Source organism: Streptomyces caatingaensis, from assembly GCF_001187435.1.
Classification (GTDB): domain Bacteria; phylum Actinomycetota; class Actinomycetes; order Streptomycetales; family Streptomycetaceae; genus Streptomyces; species Streptomyces caatingaensis.
In genome coordinates this window covers 1,203,623-1,225,281 of record NZ_LFXA01000002.1, presented here as the reverse complement: position 1 = coordinate 1,225,281, position 21,659 = coordinate 1,203,623, and the positions used below count along the sequence as shown (strand labels likewise).

Annotated in this window: 24 protein-coding genes; 13 read left to right on the top strand and 11 right to left on the bottom strand. The window is 75.3% G+C overall.

The genetic code is table 11. The features are described from left to right. The first annotated feature begins 123 nt into the window (after nucleotides 1–123). The 3 genes from AC230_RS06090 (at nucleotide 124) to AC230_RS06080 (ending at nucleotide 1,904) form a co-directional block, all read left to right on the top strand. Nucleotides 124–543, top strand: coding sequence for a DoxX family protein (locus tag AC230_RS06090; protein WP_049715078.1), 420 nt, complete (start codon nucleotides 124–126; stop codon nucleotides 541–543). A 153-nt stretch (nucleotides 544–696) separates the two neighbouring features. After that, entirely contained in the window at nucleotides 697–1,629 is a 933-nt protein-coding gene (locus tag AC230_RS06085) for a LysR family transcriptional regulator (RefSeq protein WP_049714843.1), read from the top strand. Next, the gene (locus tag AC230_RS06080) at nucleotides 1,611–1,904 is read left to right on the top strand and encodes a YciI family protein (RefSeq protein WP_049714842.1); all 294 of its coding nucleotides are present in this window, start codon (nucleotides 1,611–1,613) and stop codon (nucleotides 1,902–1,904) included. Before AC230_RS06085 ends, AC230_RS06080 begins: the two co-directional genes overlap by 19 nt. Here AC230_RS06080 and AC230_RS06075 read toward each other — a convergent pair. Beyond that, nucleotides 1,901–2,467: a hypothetical protein gene (locus AC230_RS06075; RefSeq protein ID WP_049714841.1), complete on the bottom strand. Its 567-nt coding sequence runs from the start codon at nucleotides 2,465–2,467 to the stop codon at nucleotides 1,901–1,903. The two genes, AC230_RS06080 and AC230_RS06075, sit on opposite strands and share 4 nt — an antisense overlap. Nucleotides 2,468–3,103: 636 nt before the next feature. Here AC230_RS06075 and AC230_RS06070 point away from each other — a divergent pair. After that, on the top strand, nucleotides 3,104–4,141 hold the full coding sequence (locus AC230_RS06070; RefSeq protein WP_049714840.1) for a terpene synthase family protein: 1,038 nt from the start codon (nucleotides 3,104–3,106) through the stop codon (nucleotides 4,139–4,141). Nucleotides 4,142–4,165: 24 nt separating this feature from the next. Here AC230_RS06070 and AC230_RS06065 read toward each other — a convergent pair whose 3' ends face one another. The 4 genes from AC230_RS06065 to AC230_RS06050 all read right to left on the bottom strand — a co-directional run bounded on the left by AC230_RS06065 (nucleotide 4,166) and on the right by AC230_RS06050 (nucleotide 8,269). Next, a complete protein-coding gene (locus AC230_RS06065) occupies nucleotides 4,166–4,663 on the bottom strand; it encodes a hypothetical protein (RefSeq protein WP_049714839.1) in 498 nt (165 codons plus the stop codon). A 69-nt stretch (nucleotides 4,664–4,732) separates the two neighbouring features. After that, nucleotides 4,733–5,665, bottom strand: coding sequence for an MBL fold metallo-hydrolase (locus tag AC230_RS06060; RefSeq protein ID WP_049714838.1), 933 nt, complete (start codon nucleotides 5,663–5,665; stop codon nucleotides 4,733–4,735). Nucleotides 5,666–5,805: 140 nt separating this feature from the next. Next, a complete protein-coding gene (locus AC230_RS06055; RefSeq protein ID WP_198535427.1) occupies nucleotides 5,806–6,855 on the bottom strand; it encodes a terpene synthase family protein in 1,050 nt (349 codons plus the stop codon). Continuing rightward, complete coding sequence (locus tag AC230_RS06050; RefSeq protein WP_049714836.1) at nucleotides 6,845–8,269, bottom strand: cytochrome P450; 1,425 nt, start codon at nucleotides 8,267–8,269, stop codon at nucleotides 6,845–6,847. The genes AC230_RS06055 and AC230_RS06050 overlap by 11 nt, the downstream gene beginning before the upstream one ends. A 220-nt stretch (nucleotides 8,270–8,489) precedes the next feature. Between AC230_RS06050 and AC230_RS06045 the strand changes: the two genes are divergently transcribed. Beyond that, nucleotides 8,490–9,830, top strand: coding sequence for a cytochrome P450 (locus AC230_RS06045; protein ID WP_049714835.1), 1,341 nt, complete (start codon nucleotides 8,490–8,492; stop codon nucleotides 9,828–9,830). Nucleotides 9,831–10,030: 200 nt separating this feature from the next. Beyond that, nucleotides 10,031–10,750, top strand: coding sequence for an MgtC/SapB family protein (locus AC230_RS06040; protein WP_049714834.1), 720 nt, complete (start codon nucleotides 10,031–10,033; stop codon nucleotides 10,748–10,750). Between the two features lie 34 nt (nucleotides 10,751–10,784). Here the strand turns inward: AC230_RS06040 and AC230_RS34235 are convergent, their stop codons facing one another. Together AC230_RS34235 and AC230_RS06030 are read right to left on the bottom strand one after the other, a co-directional pair. After that, on the bottom strand, nucleotides 10,785–11,468 hold the full coding sequence (locus AC230_RS34235) for a response regulator (RefSeq protein WP_049714833.1): 684 nt from the start codon (nucleotides 11,466–11,468) through the stop codon (nucleotides 10,785–10,787). Next, a complete protein-coding gene (locus AC230_RS06030; RefSeq protein ID WP_049714832.1) occupies nucleotides 11,465–13,093 on the bottom strand; it encodes a sensor histidine kinase in 1,629 nt (542 codons plus the stop codon). Before AC230_RS06030 ends, AC230_RS34235 begins: the two co-directional genes overlap by 4 nt. 198 nt (nucleotides 13,094–13,291) lie before the next feature. On the opposite strand from AC230_RS06030, the gene AC230_RS06025 reads away from it, so the two are divergent. Beyond that, entirely contained in the window at nucleotides 13,292–14,773 is a 1,482-nt protein-coding gene (locus AC230_RS06025) for a GntP family permease (protein ID WP_198535425.1), read from the top strand. A gap of 9 nt (nucleotides 14,774–14,782) precedes the next feature. On the opposite strand, the gene AC230_RS34230 is transcribed toward AC230_RS06025, so the two are convergent. Further along, the gene (locus tag AC230_RS34230) at nucleotides 14,783–14,908 is read right to left on the bottom strand and encodes a hypothetical protein (RefSeq protein ID WP_277816837.1); all 126 of its coding nucleotides are present in this window, start codon (nucleotides 14,906–14,908) and stop codon (nucleotides 14,783–14,785) included. 416 nt (nucleotides 14,909–15,324) lie between these two features. Here AC230_RS34230 and AC230_RS06020 point away from each other — a divergent pair, with 416 nt between their 5' ends. After that, nucleotides 15,325–15,960 carry a GNAT family N-acetyltransferase gene (locus tag AC230_RS06020; RefSeq protein ID WP_049714830.1) on the top strand — a complete coding sequence of 212 codons (636 nt, stop codon included), beginning with the start codon at nucleotides 15,325–15,327 and terminating at the stop codon, nucleotides 15,958–15,960. A gap of 44 nt (nucleotides 15,961–16,004) precedes the next feature. Here the strand turns inward: AC230_RS06020 and AC230_RS06015 are convergent, their stop codons facing one another. From AC230_RS06015 to AC230_RS06005, 3 genes are all read right to left on the bottom strand, one after another. Then, entirely contained in the window at nucleotides 16,005–18,038 is a 2,034-nt protein-coding gene (locus AC230_RS06015) for an ABC transporter ATP-binding protein (protein ID WP_053161003.1), read from the bottom strand. 262 nt (nucleotides 18,039–18,300) lie between these two features. Continuing rightward, nucleotides 18,301–19,188 carry a TIGR03619 family F420-dependent LLM class oxidoreductase gene (locus AC230_RS06010; RefSeq protein WP_049714829.1) on the bottom strand — a complete coding sequence of 296 codons (888 nt, stop codon included), beginning with the start codon at nucleotides 19,186–19,188 and terminating at the stop codon, nucleotides 18,301–18,303. Between the two features lie 69 nt (nucleotides 19,189–19,257). Then, nucleotides 19,258–19,482 (bottom strand): hypothetical protein, encoded by a 225-nt coding sequence (locus tag AC230_RS06005; RefSeq protein WP_049714828.1) that lies wholly within the window; start codon nucleotides 19,480–19,482, stop codon nucleotides 19,258–19,260. Between the two features lie 205 nt (nucleotides 19,483–19,687). Between AC230_RS06005 and AC230_RS32895 the strand changes: the two genes are divergently transcribed. Genes AC230_RS32895 through AC230_RS05985 form a run of 5 tightly spaced genes read left to right on the top strand, consistent with a single transcriptional unit; the run spans nucleotide 19,688 to nucleotide 21,656 of the window. Further along, nucleotides 19,688–19,861, top strand: coding sequence for a hypothetical protein (locus AC230_RS32895; RefSeq protein WP_198535423.1), 174 nt, complete (start codon nucleotides 19,688–19,690; stop codon nucleotides 19,859–19,861). Further along, nucleotides 19,858–20,289, top strand: coding sequence for an MrpF/PhaF family protein (locus AC230_RS06000; RefSeq protein ID WP_049714827.1), 432 nt, complete (start codon nucleotides 19,858–19,860; stop codon nucleotides 20,287–20,289). Before AC230_RS32895 ends, AC230_RS06000 begins: the two co-directional genes overlap by 4 nt. Continuing rightward, the gene (locus AC230_RS05995; protein ID WP_049714826.1) at nucleotides 20,282–20,578 is read left to right on the top strand and encodes a Na(+)/H(+) antiporter subunit B; all 297 of its coding nucleotides are present in this window, start codon (nucleotides 20,282–20,284) and stop codon (nucleotides 20,576–20,578) included. The genes AC230_RS06000 and AC230_RS05995 overlap by 8 nt, the downstream gene beginning before the upstream one ends. Next, nucleotides 20,575–21,315, top strand: a complete 741-nt coding sequence (locus AC230_RS05990; protein ID WP_049714825.1) for an MnhB domain-containing protein — start codon at nucleotides 20,575–20,577, stop codon at nucleotides 21,313–21,315. The genes AC230_RS05995 and AC230_RS05990 overlap by 4 nt, the downstream gene beginning before the upstream one ends. Continuing rightward, nucleotides 21,312–21,656 carry a sodium:proton antiporter gene (locus AC230_RS05985; RefSeq protein WP_049714824.1) on the top strand — a complete coding sequence of 115 codons (345 nt, stop codon included), beginning with the start codon at nucleotides 21,312–21,314 and terminating at the stop codon, nucleotides 21,654–21,656. The genes AC230_RS05990 and AC230_RS05985 overlap by 4 nt, the downstream gene beginning before the upstream one ends. The last annotated feature ends 3 nt before the right edge of the window (nucleotides 21,657–21,659 follow it).

Here is a 21,659-nt window from a genome sequence, read left to right as displayed (position 1 = left end):
AGCCGCCGGCCGCTCGGAAGTGCCAGCGGAGCCGGTCGAGGAGCCCCCGGCGGCGCGGCGGCCGCCCCCGCAGTACGGTGAGGGAAGTCCCCTCCCCGCCGCACTTGTCAGGTGGAGGTCGTCATGGACGTCCTGGTCCTCATCGGCCGCATTCTCTTCGCCCTGCTGTTCCTGACGTCCGCCTTCGGTCACCTCACCGGGACGAAGGCGATGGCCGGATACGCGGCGGCCAAGGGCCTGCCCGCCCCCGCCGCGGCGGTCGCCGGCAGCGGGGTCCTGCTGCTGGCCGGTGCCCTGAGCGTGCTCCTCGGCGCGTGGGCGGACCTGGGAGCCCTGCTCCTGGCGGTCTTCCTCGTCCCCGCCGCCCTGACCATGCACCGGTTCTGGCAGGAGGCCGAGCCGATGACCCGCCAGCAGGAGATGACCCACTTCCAGAAGGACATCGCGCTCGCCGGCGCCTGCCTGATGCTGCTGGCCTTCTTCTCCTACGTCGGTCACGACCTCGGACTGACCCTGACCGGGCCGCTGTTCGACATCGGCTGACCACGCCGGCCTCGGGCAGCAGTACGTCATGGCCATGAAGCTCAAGAGGTACGTGGAGGAGCACCGCTGACGTTGTCCCGGCAGCGCCCCGCCGGCCGTGCGGTACCGGGCCCCCGTGCGCCCGCCCCGCTCCCGCCCCGCGAGGATGTCCCCGTGGAACTCCGCCAGCTCACCTACTTCTGTGCCGTCGCCGACGAGGCGAACCTCACGCGTGCCGCCGAGCGCCTGCGCCTCAGCTCGCCCTCGCTCAGCCAGCAGATCAAGGCGCTCGAACGGGAGGCGGGCGCCGCGCTGTTCAGGCGGACGCCGGCGGGGATGGTGCTGACGCGGGCCGGGGAGGCGTTGTTGCCGGAGGCGCGGGCGGTGCTGGGGGCGGCGGGGCGGGCGCTGGCGGTGGTGCGGGCGGTGGCGCGGGAGCGGCGGCCGGTGGGGGTGACGGTGGCGCCGGGGACGCCGGCGGGGGTGCTGCGGGGCGTGGCGTCGGCCGTGCGGGAGGCGGGCGGGGAGCCGGAGTTCGACGTCGTGGCGACGGGCGGGCAGCTCGTGCGGCTGCGGTCGGGGCGGGCCGATCTCGCGGTGGTGACGCTGCCCGTGGACGGTGAGGGACTGCGCACGACCGTCGTGTACGACGAACCGCTCGGCGTGCTGATGGCGGCGGACCATCCGCTGGCCGGCCGCGCGGCCGTCGGATGGGCGGACCTGGACGGCGAGACGCTGCTGTGGTTCCGGCGCGAACTCGCCCCGGGATACCACGACATGGTGCTCGACGCCTGCCGCGCGGGCGGCTGGGAGCCCCCGATCCGGCCCGTGGCCGCACGGCGCGGCATCGTCGCCGCGGAGCTGACCTCGGGGGACCGCGTGGTCGCCCTGCGGCCGGAGCCGGCCCCGGAGGCCGGGCTCGTCCTGCGGCCGCTCGCGCACGGGGCGCCCCGGCTGCGGCTGGCGCTCGCCGTGGCACCCGGCCGCCCCGGGACCGGCGTGGCCGCGGCGGCGTATGAGGCGATGGCTAACGCGCCTGAGGGGAACGCTCGTGGACGCCGGGGCGGCGGCGCTGGTGAACTGCCGCCATGTTCTTCGTCCTCCTGACGTACCGCGTCCCGCTCGACCGGATCGACGCCCTGCTGTCCGCCCACTACGCGCATGTGGACCCGTACTTCGAGGCGGGCGTCTTCGTCCTGGCCGCCCGGCGGCTGCCGCGCACCGGCGGGGCGTTCCTCGCCCGGGGCGTGGACCGCGCCCGCCTGGAGGCCATCCTGGCCGAGGACCCGTTCGTGAGCACGGGCGCGGCGACGTACGAGCTCTTCGAACTCGCCCCGACACGGTCGGCCCTGGCGGAGATCCCGGCCGGCCGAGTCGGCTAGGCGGACGGCCCGTCGGCCCGTCCCGGCCACAGCGCCCGCAGGGCGAAGACGGTGGTGAGGTGGGCGGAGCCGAAGTACAGCGGGAAGCGGCCCATCCGGAAGTACGGGCAGGCGGGCCAGGACCCGTCCGGCCGCTGGGCCGCCGCCAGCAGGCCGCGCCACTGCTCCTGTCCCTCGGTGACGCCCGCGAGGCGGGCGGCGAGGGTGAGCAGGGCCAGGCCGAGAGGATCGCCGGGCGGGTGCGACCGGGCGTCGTGGAGGGCGCGGCGCAGGGGGCCGCGCAGCACCCGTGCGTACGTCCCGGAGCCGGCGCAGAGCCTGGCCGCGGCGTGCAGGAAGGCCGCGGGCTGCGGGTAGTAGCGGGTGCCGTGCAGGTAGCGGCGCGAGACGAGGTGGTCCTCGACGTGGCGCAAGGTGGCCCGGTGGACCCCGGTGGCGTCGTCGCCGGGTGTGCGCGGGCCCGTCGTGCGCAGGGCGCGCAGGACGTTGGCGGAGACGACGGCGTCCTGCTTGAAGCCGCGCGGCAGGGCCCGCGGTTCGGCGGCGTCGTCCCAGTACACCATGACGGCCCGGGGGTGAAGTCCGGGCCGCCGTACGGGCGGTGCGGCCGCGGCCAGGAGTTGCCGGGCGACCGGCCGGGCCGCGCCGGCGGGAAGGAGCCGCTGCGCGTCCAGGCCGATGAGGGCGACGGCGGTGCAGTCGGTGTCCGCGGGGAACTCGCGGACCCGGGGGAAGAAGCAGTAGCGGTCGCCGCGGCGGCAGCACGCGACCTGCCGGGCCGCGGCCGCGACCAGCGCCGCGGTGCCGGGGAGGCGGGGCGGCAGCAGGGCGAGGGCCTGCAGGCCGAGAAGCCCTCGTCGCCGAGTTCGAAGCCGGTGTCCGCACCGAGCAGCCGGTGCAGGGCCGTTCGGGCCCGCGCGGCGTCCACCCCCTGCCGGAACCGGACGTCCAGGGCCAGTTGGGCCGACGGCATGCCCCGTTCCCCGGCCTCCCGTTCCAGGAACCCCAGCGCCCGCCGGACCGCCGCGGCGGCCGGCGCGCCGGCAGGGCAACTCCGCGTCGCCATGAGGACATCCCCGTCGCGGCCCGATGGTGTGGGCTCCAGCATGCCGGAGCCGGCCGGGCGGGGCCACACCGCATGGAATCCGGCGGGAGCGGTATCCCTTCGGGGAGGGACCGGCGGACGCGAGGGGCGTGCCATGGGACGCGGCGGCAGCGATGAGGGCGCGGGGGCGGGGGCGGCCCGGCGCGGCGCGGGCGGGGCGGAGTTCACCGTTCCGGACTTCCGCTGTCCGTTCCCGGGGGCGGTGAACCCCGCGCTTCCCGAGGCGAGCGGCCGGATGTGGCGGTGGGTGGAGGCGCAGGGGCTCGCGGCGACCGCGGAGGCCCGGGCCGTGATCGAGCAGTCGTGGGTCGACCGGGCGGCGGCCCGGTACTTCCCCACCGCCGACGCCGGCGTCCTCGCGCTCGCCTGCCGGTGGTTCGCCTGGATGGTACGGAACGACGACGTCCACGACGTCCCGGCGCCCGGCGCGCGGGAGCGGAGCGCGAGCCCCCACCTCGACCGGCTGATCGCCTCCGCCGTCACCGGCGGGGACGGCGGGGACGGCGGCTGCGGTGTCTTCGGCGCCGCCCTCGGCGACCTGTGGCGGCGCACCGCGGCCGGCCGCTCCCCCGGCTGGTGCGCCCGGCTGGCCGGCGACTTCGCGGACTTCCTGCGCGCCTACCGCACGGAGCGCGACGCGGCGGCGGGCCCGCTGCCCGGGATCGAGGAGTACCTGAGGCACCGCACCGTCTCGTACGGCATGCTGTTCTCCACCAACTTCGCCGAACTCGCCGCCGGGGACGCCCTCCCGGAAGAAGTGCGCGCCTGCCCCGAGTTCCGGGAGCTGCGGAGGCTGACGGGCCTGCACGGCGCGATCGTCAACGACATCTACTCCTATCCCCGGGAGCTGCGGAGCGCGTACCCGTACAACGCGGTGCACCTGCTGCGGTCGGCCCACGGCGGCACGGTGCAGGAAGCCGTCGACCGCGCCGCCGCCCTGACGCACGCCTGCCTCGACGGCTTCCTCGCCGCCGAGTCGCGCCTGGTGCCCGCGCTGGCGGCGCGCGGCGCCGGAGCGGCGGCCCGTGCCGCCGCCCTGCGCACCGTCTCCGTCATGAAGTCGATGATCCGGGGCAATATCGACTGGTGTCACGAGGTGCCCCGCTACGCCTCCGCGCCGGCGGGGGCCTGACGCCGCGGGCCCGGCGCCGTGCGGTCAGAGCGCCGCCTCCCCCCGGTCCACCGCCGCGACGAGCATCGCGCCGATGGGGATCAGCCGTTGGGTCAGCGCGTCGAGGGCCTGGCGCTCGGTCTCGGGGACGTGCCACTCCTCCCACAGGCCGGCCTCCTCGACCGAGCAGTGGGTGAAGTCCTCGGCGTCCCAGGCCCGGCGCAGGTCGGCCGCGTACGGGACGGTGGGGCGGGCCTGGTGGGCGTAGCCGTCGAGGAGGGCCACCATGTGGCTGTCCGGCAGGTAGCCGCGCCAGGCGGCGAGGAGGCCGTCGATGACGCCGACGACGTCCTCGAGCCAGAAGACGTGCTGGGTCACCCACCCCTGGGGGTCGGGGCAGGGGGGCATGCCGGGCAGCAGACGCTGCTGCAGGGCGTCGCGGCGCTGGAAGAACTCCTTGCCGAGGGCCACCTCTTCACCGGAAGGCAGCCAGGCGTTACGGCTGAGGGCGGTCACGGCGGCGTCAAAGGGGTGGGTCGTCATCTGGCCAACCCTACGTGGTGGGGGTGACGGTCACGTTCGGTTCCCCCTGACGGGCCGTCGGGGCGCGGGTCAGGCGACGGGGTCCGTCGCGTCGAACCCCGCCCACCTCACCACTTCGTACCCGCCGCCGCGTCGGCGCACCTCCGCCGCGCCGTGTCCGGGCAGGTGCGCCGGGAACACCAGGGCGTGGGTGGCGGCGGCCTGTTCGAGGACGCGGAGGCGGGAGCGGGTGGCCTGTTCCCGGTCCTCGCTCAGGCAGGTGTCGCAGCCGGGCTCGGCGAACTGGAGGGGGCTGTGGACGAGGTCGCCGATGAACAGGGCGTGCTCGGTGCCGGATGCGAGGCGCAGGACGGACGAGCCGGGGGTGTGGCCGGGGGCGGGCTCCAGCGTCAGGCGGGAGTCGACGCGGTACCCGTCCTCCCACTGCTCCGCGAGCCCGGCCCGCAGGACCGGCGCGACGCTGTCCTCGAACATCGCGGCCGCCGTCTCGGGCGCGGGGACGCCGCCGAAGCCGCCGCGCAGCCGGGTGCCGGCGGCCGGGTCGAAGTAGGCGACGTCGGCGCGGGGCATGAGGTAGCGGGCGTTGGGGAAGGTGGGCACCCACGCGCCGTCCACCAGGCGGGTGTTCCAGCCGACGTGGTCGCCGTGCAGATGGGTGTTGACGACGACGTCGACGTCCTCGGGGCGGACGCCCGCGGCGGCCAGGCGGTCCAGGAAGTCGCCGTGGCGCCGGTTCCAGTGGGGGGCGCGGGGGCGGTGCTTGTCGTTGCCGACGCCGGTGTCGACGAGGATCGTGCGCCCCTCGCTGCGCAGGATCCACGTCTGCACCGCGCACACCACGTGGTCGGTCCGCGGGTCCCAGAAGTCGGGGGCGAGCCAGGAGGCGTTGTCCTGCCACATGGCCGGGGTGCTGTCGGGGAACACGGCGGTGGTGGGGGCGAGGGGGGCCTGCCACTCCACGAGGCGGGTGATCTCCACGCCGCCGATCTCGATCATCTGCATGGGCCCACCCTAGGCGGGCCGTTCGGGCCTGCCTCGGGGCGGGGGCGGCGGGGAACGCGGCGGGGGCGGGGGGCAGTTCGCCCGCGCGGCTCCCCCGCGCGCCCGCGGGGCGCGGTGCCGGGCCGCGGGCGCGGGAGGGGTCAGGCGCCGAAGAGGGCGGGCAGTTCGCCCGTCGTCCGGGGGGTGGCGACGTGGTAGCGGCCGCAGGTCATGGACCAGTCCAGGTTGCCGCGGATCCACGCGCCCATGCCCCGGACGTAGCGGGCGAGGCGGGCGTCCCCCTCCGCGGCCAGCGGCGCGGACAGCCGCTGGAACAGGGCCGTCTGCCGCTCGCACATGCCCACCGCCCTGGCGACGGCCTCGTGGAGCGGGCAGCGGAACCGCCGGGCCAGCACGGTGATCAGGTTGGTGTGCCCGGGCCAGTGGAGCTCCCGCAGGCCCGAGAGGACGTCGTGGGTGAAGGCGATGGCGCGGGCCGCGGCCTGTTCGCAGCGGCGTACGTCGCGCCGCGCCCAGACGGGGCCCGGCAGGTAGCAGTCGTCGGCGAGTTCGATGACGACGAAGCACATGCCGCGCATGAGGATGGTCGACTCGCGGAGCCGCAGGTACTGTTCGAGGTCCGGGGCGAGGCCGCGGGAGCGGTAGATGGCCTCGGCGGCGGCCGCGCCGAGGTAGCGGTTGAAGCCGTCGGTGAAGCGTTCGACCTGTTCGTTGTGGGCGGCCATGCGGGCGATCCGGGTGCGCAGGTCCACCAGGGCCGCCAGGTACGGTTCGGGGACCGGCGGGACGCCGGCGCCGCCGTGCAGGACGCGCTGCGACCACAGGATGTGGTCGGCCAGGTCCTCCATCCGGCCGCGGGCCGGGGCCCGTTCGGAGAAGCGGTCGTCCTGGAGGAAGAGCCACACCATCAACTGGGCCGCCAGCGCGGCCCCTTCGAGGCTGCCGTGGGGGTAGGTCAGGGCGCCCAGCTCCCCGAAGCCGGCCTCCCGGGCGGCGGCCTCCTCGTCGGGCGTGGTGACGTAGCCGAAGCGCCGCATCCAGCCGAGGGTCTCGCGGATCACGGCGTGCTCGGCGGGGTGCCGGGCGGGGGGCAGGGGGCAGCGTATGCGGGGCGTGGCGAGCGGGGGTGCCGCCGGGGGACGGGCCGGGGCCGGATCCGGCGGGGCCGGACGGCCCGCCTCAGCCGGCAAGGGAACCACCGGTAACGGGGCAGCGGCGGGGCGCGGTGCCGTCGGCCTCCTCCTCCGCCCGCGCGGTGCGGGGTTCGACGGTCAGCCGCAGCGGGACGGGCGACAGCGTCATGCGCAGCAGCGGCCTCGGGGCCGGGCCGCCGGGGATCCGCGCGAGGCGGACGCGGGAGGCCAGGCGGGCGGCGGCGAGCGTGGCCTCCGTCATGCCGTACGCGTCCCCGACGCACTTGCGGGTGCCGGCGCCGAACGGGATGAACGCCTCCCGCTGCCGCGGGCCCGGCCGGCCGGGCAGCCAGCGGTCGGGGTCGAAGCGTCCGGGGTCCTCGAAGACCCGGGCGTCGCGGTGCAGGCAGTACGGGCTGAACAGCACTTCGTCGCCGGCGCGCAGCCGCGTCCCGCCGAGTTCGGCGTCCTCGGTGACGCGGCGGCTGAGGACCGACACCGAGGGGTACAGGCGCAGCGTCTCGGTCAGGACGCGGCCCAGGAGGGGCAGGCGGGGGATGTCGTCGAAGGCGGGGGCGCGCCCGCCCGGCAGGGCGTCGATCTCGGCGTGGAGGGCCCGCTCCATGGCGGCGTCCCGGGAGAGGGCGTGGAAGGTCCAGGCGAGCAGGTCGGCGGTGGCGGGGATGCCGCCGATCATGAGGGTGGCGATCTGGTCGCAGACCTCGTCGTCGGTGAAGGCCCGGCCGGCGGCGTCCCGGGCGGACATGATCGTCGACAGGCCGTCGTCGAGCGCGTCGGCGCGGGCGCGGTAGGCCGCGACCATCCGGGCGATCAGGGAGCGCGCGGTGGTCCGGGCGCGGCGGAAGCGGCGGTTGGCCGGCAGCGGGAGGCGGTGCACGGCGCCGACGGGGACGACCATCTGCCACCACATGCCGGGCATGAGGACGGTGTACGCCTCCTCGATGGCGGCGGTGAGGCGGGCCTGGGCGGGGTCGGAGAAGAGCGTGCGGGTCAGCGCGCGGCAGGCGAGCCGGCGCATCTCGCGGCAGACGTCGATGATCTGGCCGGGCTGCCACGAGGCGGCGGCCTCCTCCGCGCACTCGATCATGGCGGTGGCGTACGAGGCGATGCACGGCGGGCGGAACGCCTGGTTCATCAGGGGGCGCTGGAAGCGGTGGTCGGCCGCGGAACAGGTGCCCAGGCCGTCGCCGATGAGCGTACGGGCCGTGTCCACGAACGGCCCGCCCTTGTCGAACCGTCGGTACCCGGTGACCAGCACCTCGCGCACGAGCTCGGGGCGGGTGACCAGGAAGACCGTCTTGGGGCCGAGGCGCAGCCGCACCACGGGGGCGACGGCGTGCTGGGCGAGGAGGAACGGCATGGGGTCGCGCCACATGGGCAGGGCGTGGCCCAGGAGGGGAAGGGCGCTGGTCGCCAGGGGGACGGTGGGGGCGGGTGCCGACGGGGACATGGTGCCCTCCTTGGTGCGGCCGACGGGTGCGGGGTGCGGGTTCCCCGACGCCCGAACATGCTGGCACCGTGCCTGGCGGCCGGTAGGGCGTGCGGAGTTGCGGCACGGGCACGCGGGGCGCCCGGGGGCAGGAAGGAGTTTCCGTGCGCCTCTTCCGGGACGGCCGGGCGGCCCGCACACTGACAGGCTCCGGAGGGACGTGGCGCGAAGGGAGCGGCCCGTGCTGACCGTCGACGATGTGCCCACCGCCGCGGGGGCCCTGCCCGGGGTCGGGCACCTCCACCACCTCGTACGGCACCGGCTGCGGTTCCTGGAGTCGCTGCGGCGGTCCGGCCCCCTCGTGCGCGTCCGGCTGGGCACCGCGCCGCTGTACGTGGTCACGGATCCCGTCCTGGTGCACCACGTGCAGTCCGTGAAGGGGCGCAGCTTCGGGCGGGGCAAGCAGTTCCAGCGGATGGTGCCGCTCCTGGGGCACGGTCTGATCACCTCGGACGGCGAGCTCTACCACCGCCAACGCCGCACGGTGCAGCGGGCGTTCACCCCCGACCGCATCGAGCGGCACCTGCGGGCGATCCACGGGCGGGCGGAGAGGTGGTGCGCCAGCTGGGAGGAGGGCCGCCCGGTCGACGTCCTCCACGAGCTGAAGGGCCTGTCGACGGCGGTCACGGCGGAGACCTTCTTCTCCGGGCGCATGCCCGAGGGCGTGCTGCGCCAGCTGGGCGCGGTGCTGCCGGTGGTCGAACGGGCGGCCGTGGAGCGCCCGATGATGCCGAAGGCGGTGGACCGGCTGCCGCTTCCCCCGGTGCGGCGCGGGAACGCGGCGATGGCCCGGATGCGGGCCCTCGTGCGGGAGGCCGTCGCGGCCTGCCGTGAGCACGGGGCGTCCGGCGAGGGGGACGTGGTCGAGCACCTGCTCGCCGCCCGGGACCCGGACACCGGGCGGCCCCTGGAGGACGAGCTGGTCTGCGACGAGGTCATCGCCCTGCTGATCGGCGGCGTCGCCAACGTGCCCGCCACGCTGGCCTGGGCCTGGTTCCACCTGGCGCTGCGCCCCGGCGCCGAGGAGCGGGTGCTCGCCGAACTCGCCGCGCTGGGCGGGGCCCCGCCGGGCATGGCCGACCTGGAGCGGCTGCCGTACACCCGGGCCGTGATGTTCGAGACGATGCGGCTGCACTCGGTCCAGCTCGTGACCCAACGGACCATCGCCGACGTCGACTTGGGCGGCGTGATGCTGCCCTGCGGCACGGACACCGCCTACAGCCTCCACGCCCTCCACACCGACCCCCGCTCCTTCCCGCACCCCCGCGCCTTCTCCCCCGAGCGCTGGCTCCCGCACAGCGGCCGGGAACCGGCCCGGCACACCTTCGTCCCCTTCGGCGGCGGCCGCTTCAAGTGCGTCGGCGACAACTTCGCCTGCGCGGAGATGATGGCGACCCTGGCCGCGATCGCCACCCACTGGCGGCTGCGCCGCCCGGCGGGCCTGCGGGTGCGGGTCTCGGTCCGGGAGCCGATCCCGAGCCCGGCGGGGCTGTGGCTGGTGCCGCGACGGGGTCGGGGGTGATCCGCCGCCGGGCACGGGAGAGCCGCGCCCCCGCGGGCCGTGTCCTCCTCGTGCCCTGAGCGCGCCGGGCGGACGGTGCGGGGAAAGCCGTAGCGTGCGGCGGGTGGGATCGTTTGAGCGGGTATGCCCCTTCTTTGCTGGTCTCCGTGGGAAGCGTCCGCCCGGCCCGTCCCGGCCCCGGTTTCCGGGGGAGCGTGACCATGGCGGCGTGGATGAGCGAGCCGGCCGGTCAGGGCTGGGTGCAGGTTGCCGAGTTCCTGGTGGCGGTGGTGCTGTCGGGGGTCATCGGGGTCGAGCGGCAGTTGCGGCACAAGGCGGCGGGGCTGCGGACCTATACGACGGTCGGCAGCGGGGCCGCGGTGTTCATGCTGGTGAGCAAGTACGGGTTCGCGGACGTGGTGCACGCCGGGACGGTGGTGCTGGATCCGTCGCGGGTCGCGGCGCAGATCGTGTCGGGGCTGGGCTTCATCGGCGCGGGTGTGATCTTCGTCCACCGCGGGTCGGTGCAGGGGCTGACGACGGCGGCGACGGTGTGGCTGACGGCGGCCGTGGGGGCGGCCGCGGCGGCGGGGCTTCCGCTGCTCGCGGCGCTGGCCGTCGCGGTGTACCTCGCCGTGTCGTACGGTCTGCGCCCGCTGCTGAGCCGTCTCCCGTCACCGGGCGGCGCGACGGCCGCCTACCGGATCACCTATCTGCAGGGACGCGGCGTGCTGCGGGAACTCCTGGACCGGTGCACCCAGGGCGGCTTCTCCGTACACGAACTCCGCACGGTGACCGGGCCCGCCGGGCAGGACCCCGAACAGGTCGTGGAGGTCGCCCTCCAGGTGCAGGGGCGCGGCGACGCCGCCGCGCTCACGGTGCGGCTGGCGGCGGTGCCCGGGGTGCTGGTGTGCCGGCGCAGCGAGGGGGACGGGGAGTGAGGGCGGGGGCCCGGACGGGGGTGAGGGCGGGGGTTCAGTCCGAAGCCGGCCTCGGGGCGCGGCGGTTCCAGGTGTAGAGGTGCTCGGGGCGGCCGGCGGCGCCGTAGCGCAGTGCGATGCGGACGGTGCCGTCGGCGGCCAGGTCGGCGAGGTAACGCTGGGCCGTCGGGCGGGAGATGCCGAGGCGTTCGGCGAGGGCGCCGGCGGTGACCGGGCCGTCGAGGGCGGCGAGGGTGTCGGCCACGAGCGTCCCGGTGAGGGTGGCGCGGGGGCGGCGGGCGCGGGTGGAGCGGTCCGTTCCGTGCAGGGTGCGCAGGGCGCGGTCCACCTGGGCCTGGTCGAGGGTGCGGCCGGTGGCCAGCTGGGCGCGGTAACGGGCGTAGGCGGTCAGGCGGTTCCTCAGCTCGCGCTCGTCGAACGGCTTGATCAGGTAGCCGACGGCGCCGCGGCCGAGCGCCGCGCGGACCTGCGCGGCCTCCGTGGCGGCGGTGACCACGAGGACGTCGCCGGCCAGCGCCGGGAGCACCTCGGTGCCCAGCCGGTCCGGCAGGTAGAGGTCGAGCAGGACCAGGTCGGGCCGCAGGGCACGGCTCGCCTCCACCGCCTTCGCCGCGGAGTGGGCGGTGCCCACGACCGTGAAGCCGTCGACCGCGTTCGCGTAGCGGGCGTGCAGGCCGGCGACGCGGTAGTCGTCGTCCACCACCAGGACGCGTATCACTGTTGACCTCCCTGTGTTCCGACCTGTTCGGCGCGGTGTTCCAGGACGCCGGGGAAGCGGGCCAGGAAGACCGCGCCGTGTCCGTCCCCGCCGGTCTGGCCCAGGCGCACCTCGCCGCCGTGCCGGGCGGCGAGCTGCCGGGCGAGGGCGAGGCCGATGCCGTGGCCCGGCCGTTCCTCGGGGCGCCGCGTGGTGAATCCCCGGCGGAACAGCCGCTCGGCGTCCTCGGGCCGGACCCCGTCCCCGCTGTCGGCCACGGCGACGTGCAGGGTGCCGCCCTCGGCGAGGACGCTCAGCTCCGCCCAGGCGGGGCGCCTTTGGCCGTGCGCGGCCGCGCGGACGGCGTTGTCCAGCAGGTTGCCGACGACGCTCACCACGTCCAGCGGTTCGGTGAGGCGGCCCGGCAGGTGGGAATCCTCGTCCAGGCGCAGTTCCACGCCGAGTTCGGAGGCGGTGGCCGTCTTGGCCGCCAGCAGTCCGCGCAGGTACGGGTCGGCGAGGCGGGCGCCGTCGCGGCTCTCGGTGGCCAGCGGGGCGGCGGCCAGTTCGCGCAGGTAGTCCCGCGCCTCGGCGACGTCGCCGGCGGCGAGCAGGCCGGAGAGGGTGTGCAGGCGGTTGGTGTACTCGTGGGCCTGGGCGCGCAGGGCGTCCGAGAGGGCGCGCAGCGCGGACCGTTCGCGCTCCAGCTCGTCCAGCTCCGTGCGGTCCCGCAGGGTGACGACGTGGCCGAGGTCGCGTCCGCCGCGGCGGACGGACTGCGCGCTGACCACGAGGAGCCGCCGGCCGACCAACGCCGCGCTCCCCCGCAACTCCTGACGCTCCGTCAGGACGCGGCGCAGGGGTTCGGGCAGGGCGGCGTCGTCGAGCGGGGTGCCCGGCGGCAGCGGGCCGTCGAGGAGGCGGGCCGCCTCCTCGTTGCACACGGTGACCCGGTTCGCGGGGTCCACGGCGAGGACGCCGTCGCCGACGCCGTGCAGCACGGCCTGCTGCTCGCGCAGCAGGTCGGCGAGTTCGGCCGGTTCGAGGCCGAGGGTCTGCCGCTTGAGCCGCCGGGTGAGCAGGGCCGCGACGCCGGTGCCGACGAGGAGGGCGACGGCCGAGAAGGCGCCCTGCTCGCGGATCAGCGGGGCCGCGGCCTCCAGCGCCGTCCCGACCCGTACCCCGGTGCTCACCTCGCCGACGACCGTGCCGTCGGCGGAGCGCAGCGGGACCTTGGCGCGGGCGGAGTCGCCGAGGGTGCCGCGCTGGACGGACACCGACTCGTGGCCGTCGAGCGCGGTGGGCGGTGTGCTGACCGGCTTGCCGACCTCGGCCGGGTCGGGGTGCGACCAGCGGATCCCGCGCCGGTCCGTCACGACGACGAAGAGCATGCCCGTGCGCCGCCGGACCGCCTCCGCGAGGCGGGCCACCCCGGCGTCGGGGCCGGGGCCCGTGCCGACGCGCCGCGTCACGGCCGGGTCCTCGGCCACGGTGCGGGCGACGGCGAGGGCCCGCTGCTCGTACTGCCGCTCCGAGGAGTTCCGCAACAGGGCGACCGTCAGGGCGAATCCGGCGCCGAGGACGACGACCAGGGCCAGGACCTGGGCGAGCAGGACCTGGGTGGCGAGACGGGGGCCGCGGAACATGGCGTCAGGGTAACCGGGGGGACCGACAGCGCCGCCGCGTGCACGGAACGAGCGGAAAGCACGGAACTTATTCGGCTTCCATCAATCGACGCAATCGCCGATTCGCCTGGTGGGGGCGCACGGCCCGCGCTTACGGTGCCTGCGCGTCAGGCGACAGCCGCGTCGGACGACAACGGGAGAACGAGAACGGGGAGGTCCATGCCCATGACGGTGGCGGCGGCAGCGCATTCCGCGGCCTGGTCGGGTCACGACACCTGGCTGCTGGTCCTGGTGGGCCTGTCCATCGCGGTGGTCGTCCTCCTCATCGGCTGGGCGAAACTGCACGCGTTCCTGGCGCTGATGGCCGGCGCCCTGACCGTCTCCCTCCTGTCCGGGGCGGGCGTCGCGAAGGCGGCGGACTCCTTCGCCACCGGGCTCGGCCACATCATGGGAAAGGTCGGCGTCCTCATCGTCCTGGGGTCCGTCCTGGGCCGGCTGATGGCGGATTCCGGCGGCATCGACCAGATCGTGGCGACGCTCACGCGCGTCACCGGGCCGAGACGTCTGCCCTGGGCGGTCACGGCGATCGCCTGCGTCGTCGGCCTGCCGATGTTCTTCGAGGTCGGCTTCGTCATGCTGGTGCCGCTGGTCCTGCGGATCGCCGGGCGCGCGGGCTGCCCGGTGCTGCGGGTCGGGGTCCCCGCCATGGCCGGTCTGGCCACCGTGCACGCGCTCGTGCCCCCGCATCCCGGCGTGCTGGTCGCCGTCGACGCGGTGCACGCGGACGTCGGCCTCACGCTGCTGTACGGGCTGGTCGTCGCCGTTCCCTGCGCGGTCGTCGTCGGGCCGCTGTTCACCGCGTACATCTGGCCGCGGGTCACCGCCCGCGTCCCCGACGCGGCGGCGCTCGTCGCGGCGGAGGCGCCGCGGGCCGCCGTGCCCGGCGGCGCCCGCGTCCTCGTGCCCGCGGGGCCGGGCGGCGTCCCGGCGGAGGGCGTGCGGGAGGCGCCCTGCGACGGGGCGACGGGGCGGCGCATGCCGCGGTTCTCCGTGACGCTCGGGACCGTGCTGCTGCCGATCGTCCTGATGATGCTCAAGTCCTCCTGCGACACGTTCCCTTGGGCACACGGCGCGCTGCGGTCCGCCGTCGTCTTCCTCGGCACCCCGATGATCTCCCTGCTCGTGGCGGTGCTCGTGGCCCTGGTCACCTTCGGCTGGGGCGCCGGCCTCTCACGCCGTGAGGTGCACGAGACCCTCTCCCGGTCGTTCCCGCCCATGGCCGGCGTCCTGGTGATCGTGGGGGCGGGCGGCGGCTACTCGGTGGCCCTCCAGGACTCCGGCGTCAACGCCTCGATCGGCCGGGCCGCGGAGCATCTGCACATCCCGCTGCTGCTGTTGGCCTGGCTGGTCGCCGCGTTGATGCGGACGGCGACCGGCTCCGGCACGGTCGCCACGGTGGCGGCCGCCGGCATCGTCGGCCCGATGGCCGGCGGCCTCGACTCCCCCCACGCCGCGCTCCTCGCCCTGTCCCTCGGCTCCGGCGCGGCGTTCCTCGGGCACGTCAACGACGCCTCCTTCTGGATGTTCAAGGAGTACTTCGGCCTCACGGTGGGCGGGACGCTCCGCACCTGGACCGTCTCCCACACGTTGCTGTCGTTGACGTCGCTGGGCGTGGTGCTGACGCTGAACGCCGTGGTCTGAGCACGGACGCTACCCCCGGCCCCCGTCCCGGCCGCCGTCGGCCCGGCGCCGGATCCGGCGCGCCTCGGCCACCAGGCCCAGCGCCGCACTGAGCACGCCGAGAACGCCGGCGATCAACGAGAGGACATCGGTCATGGCGGGCCCTCCGCTCCGGCGATCCGGGCCCGTGCTCCGAGTCGGCGGGGGCGCAGACCACCGTTGGGTATCTCCCCCGTCCCCCTGCCACGGGCCGATGGCGCCGCGGGCGGGCAACGTGCTGCACAGAGCGCCGCGGTGGTCGGCTTGCCGGCCGCCGGCGGCCGTCGGGGCCGCCGGCAGGGACCGAGGGAACCGGGGCTCCCTCCGGGGCCAGTATGCCGCACCGAGACGTCAACTGCACGGCGGATTCGGCCACTTGTCGTGCCGGAACACGTGGGTCCGGCGGGGCCGCGCGGGCGGAGGTGACAGTCTCTCCCGGCTGTGCTGCCGCGTGACGGCGGCGGTTGTAGTGTGCGCGGCTGATCACTGTGCTGCTTGGCCGTCGGCGACAGCGTCTGTGTCGGGAGGATGCGATGGTGGCGGACCTGGTCCGGACCTGGGTGGCCGGGTGGGCCGTTTCACGGGGGACGCCGGAGCCGGTCGAGAAGCCCTGGGGCTTCTGGATCGAGGTGGCCGGCACACCGGCCGAAGTGGGGCGCCACGTCCTGCCGGTGGCCGAGGAGGCGCTGGTCCGCGGTGCCGCCGCCTCCGTGACCGCGCCGCGGACGTGGATGAAGACGCCCGCCGAACCGGAGGAGATCGCACCCTGGCTGCCGCGGGGCTGGGAGGTGGCCCGGAAGGACGCCCATCTGATGGCCGCCGATCTCGTGGCCACGGGCCCGGTCGCCCCCGAGGGGTACACCGCGACCGTGGAGACCGTCGGCGGCGGCGTCGTCCACGTCCGCGTACGGGACGCGTCCGGCGGGCGCGCCGCCCAGGGGCAGATGGCGGTCGTCGGCGAGGCCGCCGTCATGGACCGGGTGGTGACCGAGGAGGCCCACCGGCGGCGCGGGCTCGGCGGGCTGGTGATGCGGACGCTCGCGGACCACGCCCTGGAACAGGGCGCGGTCCTGGGCGTGCTCGGTGCCACCGACGCCGGGCGCGCCCTCTACGAGACGCTGGGCTGGAAGCGGCACGCGACGCTGGCCGAGTGCGTCCACCGGCCGTGAGACGGGGGCGGCGGGCCGTGTTCGGAGCGCCGCCCCCCGGGGTGTCAGGTGCCCGCCGGCTGCTCCTTTCTCGGGGCGGGCACGGTGCCGCTGCCGTTGCCGTACTGGGCGGCCTGGAGTTCGTACAACTCGCGGTAGTGGCCGCCCTCGACGGACATCAGTTCCGTGTGCGTGCCGGACTCGATGAGGTGCCCGTCGCGGAGGACGTGGATGAGGTCCGCCGTGGCGGTGGCGGCGAGCCGGTGCGTGATCATGAGGACGGTGGTGCCGTCGTCAGTCAGCTCGCGCAGGGCCGCGAACGTCTCGATCTCCTTCTTGGGGTCGAGCGCCGCCGTCGGCTCGTCCACGATGAGCAGCGGCGCGTCGCGGTAGAGCGCCCGGGCCGTGGCGAGCTTCTGCCACTGCCCGCCCGAGAGTTTGACGCCGCGCTCGAAGCCCTTGACGGCGATGCTGTCCCAGCCGTGGGGGAGGTCCTCGATGACGCCGAGGACGTCGGCCTCGGCCGCGGCCCGTTCGGCCCGTCGCTGGATGTCGCGGCGGGGAACGGTGGAGCGGCCGATGTGGATGTTCGCCCGCACCGTCATGGGCCAGTGCGCGATCTCCTGGGAGAGGACGGCGATCTGGTCGAAGACCTGCTGCCGGTCGGCCTCCCGCACGTCGACACCGCCGAAGGCGAGGGTGCCGTCCGTGGGCAGGTACAGCCCGGCGACGAGGCCGGCCAGGGTCGTCTTCCCCGATCCGTTCTCCCCGACGAGGGCGACGACCTTGCCGCGCGGGATCTCCAACGACACGTCCCGCAGGGCGTACTTGTCGGTGTTCGGGTAGCGGAACGACACCCGGTCGAGGACCACGTCGAAGCCGCCCCGGGGGACGTCCCGGCCGCCCTCCGGGATCGCGTGCCGGGCGGTCAGCGCGCACGCCTCGTCGAGGTCGCCGAGGTACATGGACTCCTCGACCATGTGGTTGAACTGCATGACCAGCCCGGCGAGGTAGCCGGTCGAGGTGCGGATGGCGAGCACGGCCGTGCCGGCGGCGGCCAGCGGCATGCCGCCCGAGGTGAGCAGCAGCCACAACAGCCCGTACGCGCACAGCCGTCCGAGGCCCGAGGCCGCCGACCCGGCCAGTTCGGTGCCGGCCTCGGCCCTCGCCAGGCGGGCCTTCTCGCGGGCGGCGGTGGCGGCCATGTCGGCGTGCGCGTCCATCAGCAGCTTCCCCGCGCCGTGCACGCGTACTTCGGCGCTGACGTCCACGCGGGTGATGGGGTAGGTGATGGTGTCCACCGCCCGCGTGTGGTCGAGCCATACGTGCATGGAGGCGTAGGTCCGGCGCACCACCGCGACGGCGGCGAGCCAGCGGGGTACGGCGATCAGGGCGAGCGCGGCGACGAGCAGCGGGTTGAGGAGGGCCAGCACGAGGGCGGAGGCGGCGAAGCCCACGACGTCGTGGAGGATGTCCACGGCGTACCGCAGCATCCGTTTGACGGAGTCGGTGCCGTAGCGGCCGGCCGCCAGGACCTTGTAGATGTCCTTGTTCTCCAGGGCCGCCATCTCGCAGCGGGCCATGCCCCGGTAGTAGCGGGCCGTGTACGCGAGCTCGATCTTCGGGTAGAGGCGGCCCGCGTACATCACCGACCAGCTGCCCAGCGCCACCGACACCCCGGCGACGGCCCCGGCGGAGAGCAGCGCCGGGAGTGCCTCGCGCAGCCGCTCGGCGGTCGGGCCGGCGGCGAAGAGGTGCACCAGCACCTGGTTGGTGGCCACCAGTCCGAACGCCGTCATCAGCCCGGCGGCGAGGTTCGTGCCGAAGACCACCAGCAGCGCGGCGCGGTCCACGCCCCAGGCCACCCTGCACACCGTGGCGAGCATGGACGGGAACTGCCGGGCCATGGACCACAGCGACATCCGCAGCAGCGGGTCCTCGTAGACGGCCCACTTCTTGTCGTGCCGCAACGCGCCGGAGAACAGCAGCCGTTCGCTCTCCGACAGCGGTGCCTCGCTCCGCGCCCGTGGGCCGCCCCACAGGCGCCGGCGCGGGGCCTGTTTACTTCCTGCCGGTTTACTTCCTGACGGGTCCTCCATCGTCCGTTCTCCCTCCCTCGGTAAAGAGCGCCCCGTCGTGGGCACCCGGTGCCTAACCGGAAGGATCTTCAGATGGTCACGGGTGGCAGCCGGCCATGCGCGACAACAACGACCGCGCACGTCAGGGGCGTTGACCCGGGTCACTCCAGCAGCCGTTCGTCACGGCCGGCCGTGAGGGCCGTGCGGAAGGGGAACGCGACGAGCGGGGCCGCCGGCCCCCGGCCAGGGCGGCGGCGCGGGCATCCGGATTTCCCGCCGGCCGCTAGCCCTCGCGCGTCCGCTCCAGTGCCTCGATGCCCAGCTCCAGTGCCTCGTCCGGTTCCCGGACGCACTGCTGGAGGTCGAGGAAGCAGCTGTCCGCGCCGAGGTCGCGGGCCTGGCGGAGGGCGGTGGCGACGGTTTCGGGGGTGGCTCCGGGGCGGGGGTTGTGGCGGAGGCACTGGCGGAGGGCGTCGGGGTCGCGTCCGGCGGATGCGGCGGCGCGGCGGGCGGTGGTCCAGAGGGCGGTGTGGGCCTCGGGGGGCAGGAGGACGCCGGCCCAGCCGTCGGCGCGGCGGCCGACGCGGCGCAGGGCGGCGGCGCTGAAGCCGCCGAGCAGGACGGGCGGGTGGGGGCGCTGGACGGGGCGGAGGCCGACGTGGGCGCGGGGGATGGTCCACTGCGGGCCCTGGTGCTCGAAGGTCTCCTCGGTCCAGATGCCGTGCAGGATGTCGAGGATCTCGTCGAGGAGGGCGCCGCGGCGGGTGAAGTCGGCGTTGACGGCGGCGTATTCGTCGCGCATCCAGCCGGTGCCGAGCCCGGCGTCGAGACGGCCGTCGCTGACCCGGTCGAGCGAAGTGAGGGAGCGGGCGAGCAACAGGGGCGGGTACCAGGGGGCGTTGAGGGTGCTGGTGCCCAGGCGCACGCGGCGCGTCGCGGTGGCGGCGACGGTGAGGACGGTGAGGGGGTCGAGGAAGGTCCGGTACTCGGGCGGGTAGGGGTTGTCGGGGGTGTGGCCCGGATAGAGGTCGCCGGGGGCCACGGGGGTCAGTGAGCGGTCCCCCGCCCACAGGGAGGCGAATCCCGCCTCCTCGGCGTCCCGGGCGAAGCCGGCGATCGCCTCTGTGCGGGCGTGGGTTCCGTACCGGGGCAGGGCGATACCTGTCTGCATGATCCCCATCGTGGCGGGGGCCGGTGCGGGGGCCGCGCGGTGCGGCGTGTGATGCCGGACACGGCCGTGTCACCGCGTGAAGCGGTGGTCCTCCTCGATCACCGGCGCGGCGGGCGGCGGCGGTTGGGTGTGGCGGCGCTTGAACACGCTGACATACGCCGTCGTCCCGATGAAGCCGACCAGCATGAGGATCAGTCCGACGAGGTGGACGTTCATGCCCTGGACGTGCCAGTCCACGGCGAAGGTGAGGATGGCGCCCACGGCGATCAGGCCGATGCACCCTCCCATGCCCATCACGGGTGTCTCCTTTCCTGCGGACCCGGGGATTCCCGGGGAGTCCTGGGGGCACGCGTACCCCGGCGGGGAGGCGACACGCCTCCGGCGGTCCCCGGCCCGGCGGTACCCACCGGCCGATACTGGGGCGTTCCCGCCACAATCGATGTCCGTCTCTTCAGGGTCCTCTCTTCGGGGTCCGTCTCTTCCGAAAGGTGACGTCCGGGTGCGCAGGAGGGTGGAGGCCGCGGTGGAGGTCCTCGGCTGGTGGGCCGGGCTCACCGTGCTGTGGATCATGCTGATCGGCCCGGTGGACGAGCTGGAGGCCGGCGTCGGCACGGTGGCCGCCCTGGCGGGGGCCGGGGCCGCCCGGGGCGCCCGGCGGGCGGCCCGCGGATGAACGTCTGGCTGGGCGCCGCCGCCCTGCTCCTGGCCGCCGGGCTGGGCCCGGCCCTGTGGGGCGCCGTGCGCGGCGCGCCCGGACGGCGGGTGGTGGCGCAGAACTTCGCGACGCTCCTGCTGTGCCTGCTGTTCCTGCTGCTGGCCCAGGGCTACGGGCGGCCGGCCTACGTCGACCTCGCGCTGGTCGTCTCGGTGCTGGGCCCGGCCGGGACGCTGGTGTTCGCCCGGCTGCTCCTCGGGGAGGAGGACCGCGACCCGCCGGGGGTCCGGTGGCTCACCCCGGTCGTCGTGACGGGCACGGCCGCGACGGTGCTGCCGCTGTGCGTGGTGACGGGACCGGGCCGGGCGACGGTGAAGCTGCTGGTGATCGGGGTGCTGCTGCTGGCCGGGGGCGTGGTCACCACCCGGGCGGTGCGCCGTGGATGACGTCCTCGTCACCGCCTCGCTGCTGTTCGTCGCGGCGGCGGCGACCGCCGCGGTGTTCAACCGGGACCCGGCCCGGCAGGCCGTCGTCCTGTCGCTGCTCGGCCTGGGGCTGGCGGTGGCGTTCACGGTGCTCCAGGCGCCCGACGTCGGGCTCTCCCAGCTGGGGGTCGGTTCGGCCCTCACCCCGCTGATGATCCTGCTGACGGTGCGCAAGGTGCGCAAGGTCCGCCGGACGGAGAAGGGGGCGGGGAGCGGGCCGGGCAGCGGGGGCGGGAAGAGGCGGCGATGAGCCGCCGCCTCCGGCTGGGCGTCCTGGCCGCCGGCCTCCTCGCGACGGCGGCGCTGCTGGCGGCCGCGTTCCTGGAGCTGCCGGCCTTCGGCGGCGCCCGGCACCCGTACGGCGACCGGGCGGTCGAGGCGTCCCTGGCACGGCACACGGCGAACACCGTCTCCGCCGTCAACTTCGACCAACGGGCCTTCGACACCCTCGGCGAGGAGACGATCCTGTTCTCCGCGGTGCTGGGCACGGTCGTCCTGCTGCGGCAGACCCGGGGCGAGCACCGCGAGGCACCGGAGCCCGCGTCCGTGCCGCCGGCGCTGCGCCGCTACGGGCTCGCCGCGCTGCCGGTGACGCTGCTGACGGGGCTGTACGTGATCGCGCACGGGCAGTTGAGCCCGGGCGGCGGCTTCCAGGGCGGGGTCGTCGTGGCCACCGCCTTCCACCTGCTGTACGTGGCCGTGGACTACCGGGCGCTGGAACGCGTCCGGCCCGTCGGGCTCTACGAGATCGGCGACGCGGCGGGCGAGGCGGCGTACGTCCTGCTGGGCGCGGGCGGACTGCTGGCCGGGGCGGCGTACTTGGCCAATGTGCTGCCGTACGGCACGTTCGGCACGCTGGCCTCGGGCGGCACGGTGCCGCTGCTCAACGCGGCCGTCGGGCTGGAGGTTTCGTCGGCCGTCGTCGTCCTGCTCGCCCATTTCCTGCGCCAGGCGCTGGAGATCGAAGGAGGAGGGGAGCGGGAGTGAGCGTGCTGCCCTACGCGATCGCGGGGTGGATCTTCCTGGCCGGGCTGTACGGCCTGGCCACCAGCCGCGACCTGGTGCACGCGGTGGGCTGTCTGTCGGTCGCCCAGTCCTCGACCTATGTGCTGCTGCTGGCCGTGGGCTACCGCCGGGGCGGCACCGCGCCCGTCTTCTCCGACGTCAAGCCCGGGGTGAGGGTGGTCGATCCGGTCGTGCAGGCGCTGGCGCTGACGGACGTGGTGGTGGGGGCGACGGTGACGGCGCTGCTGCTCGCGCTGGTGGTGCAGACCGCCAAGCGGCACGGGACCGTCGATCCCGACGAGCTGTTCGAGCTGAGGGGCTGAGCG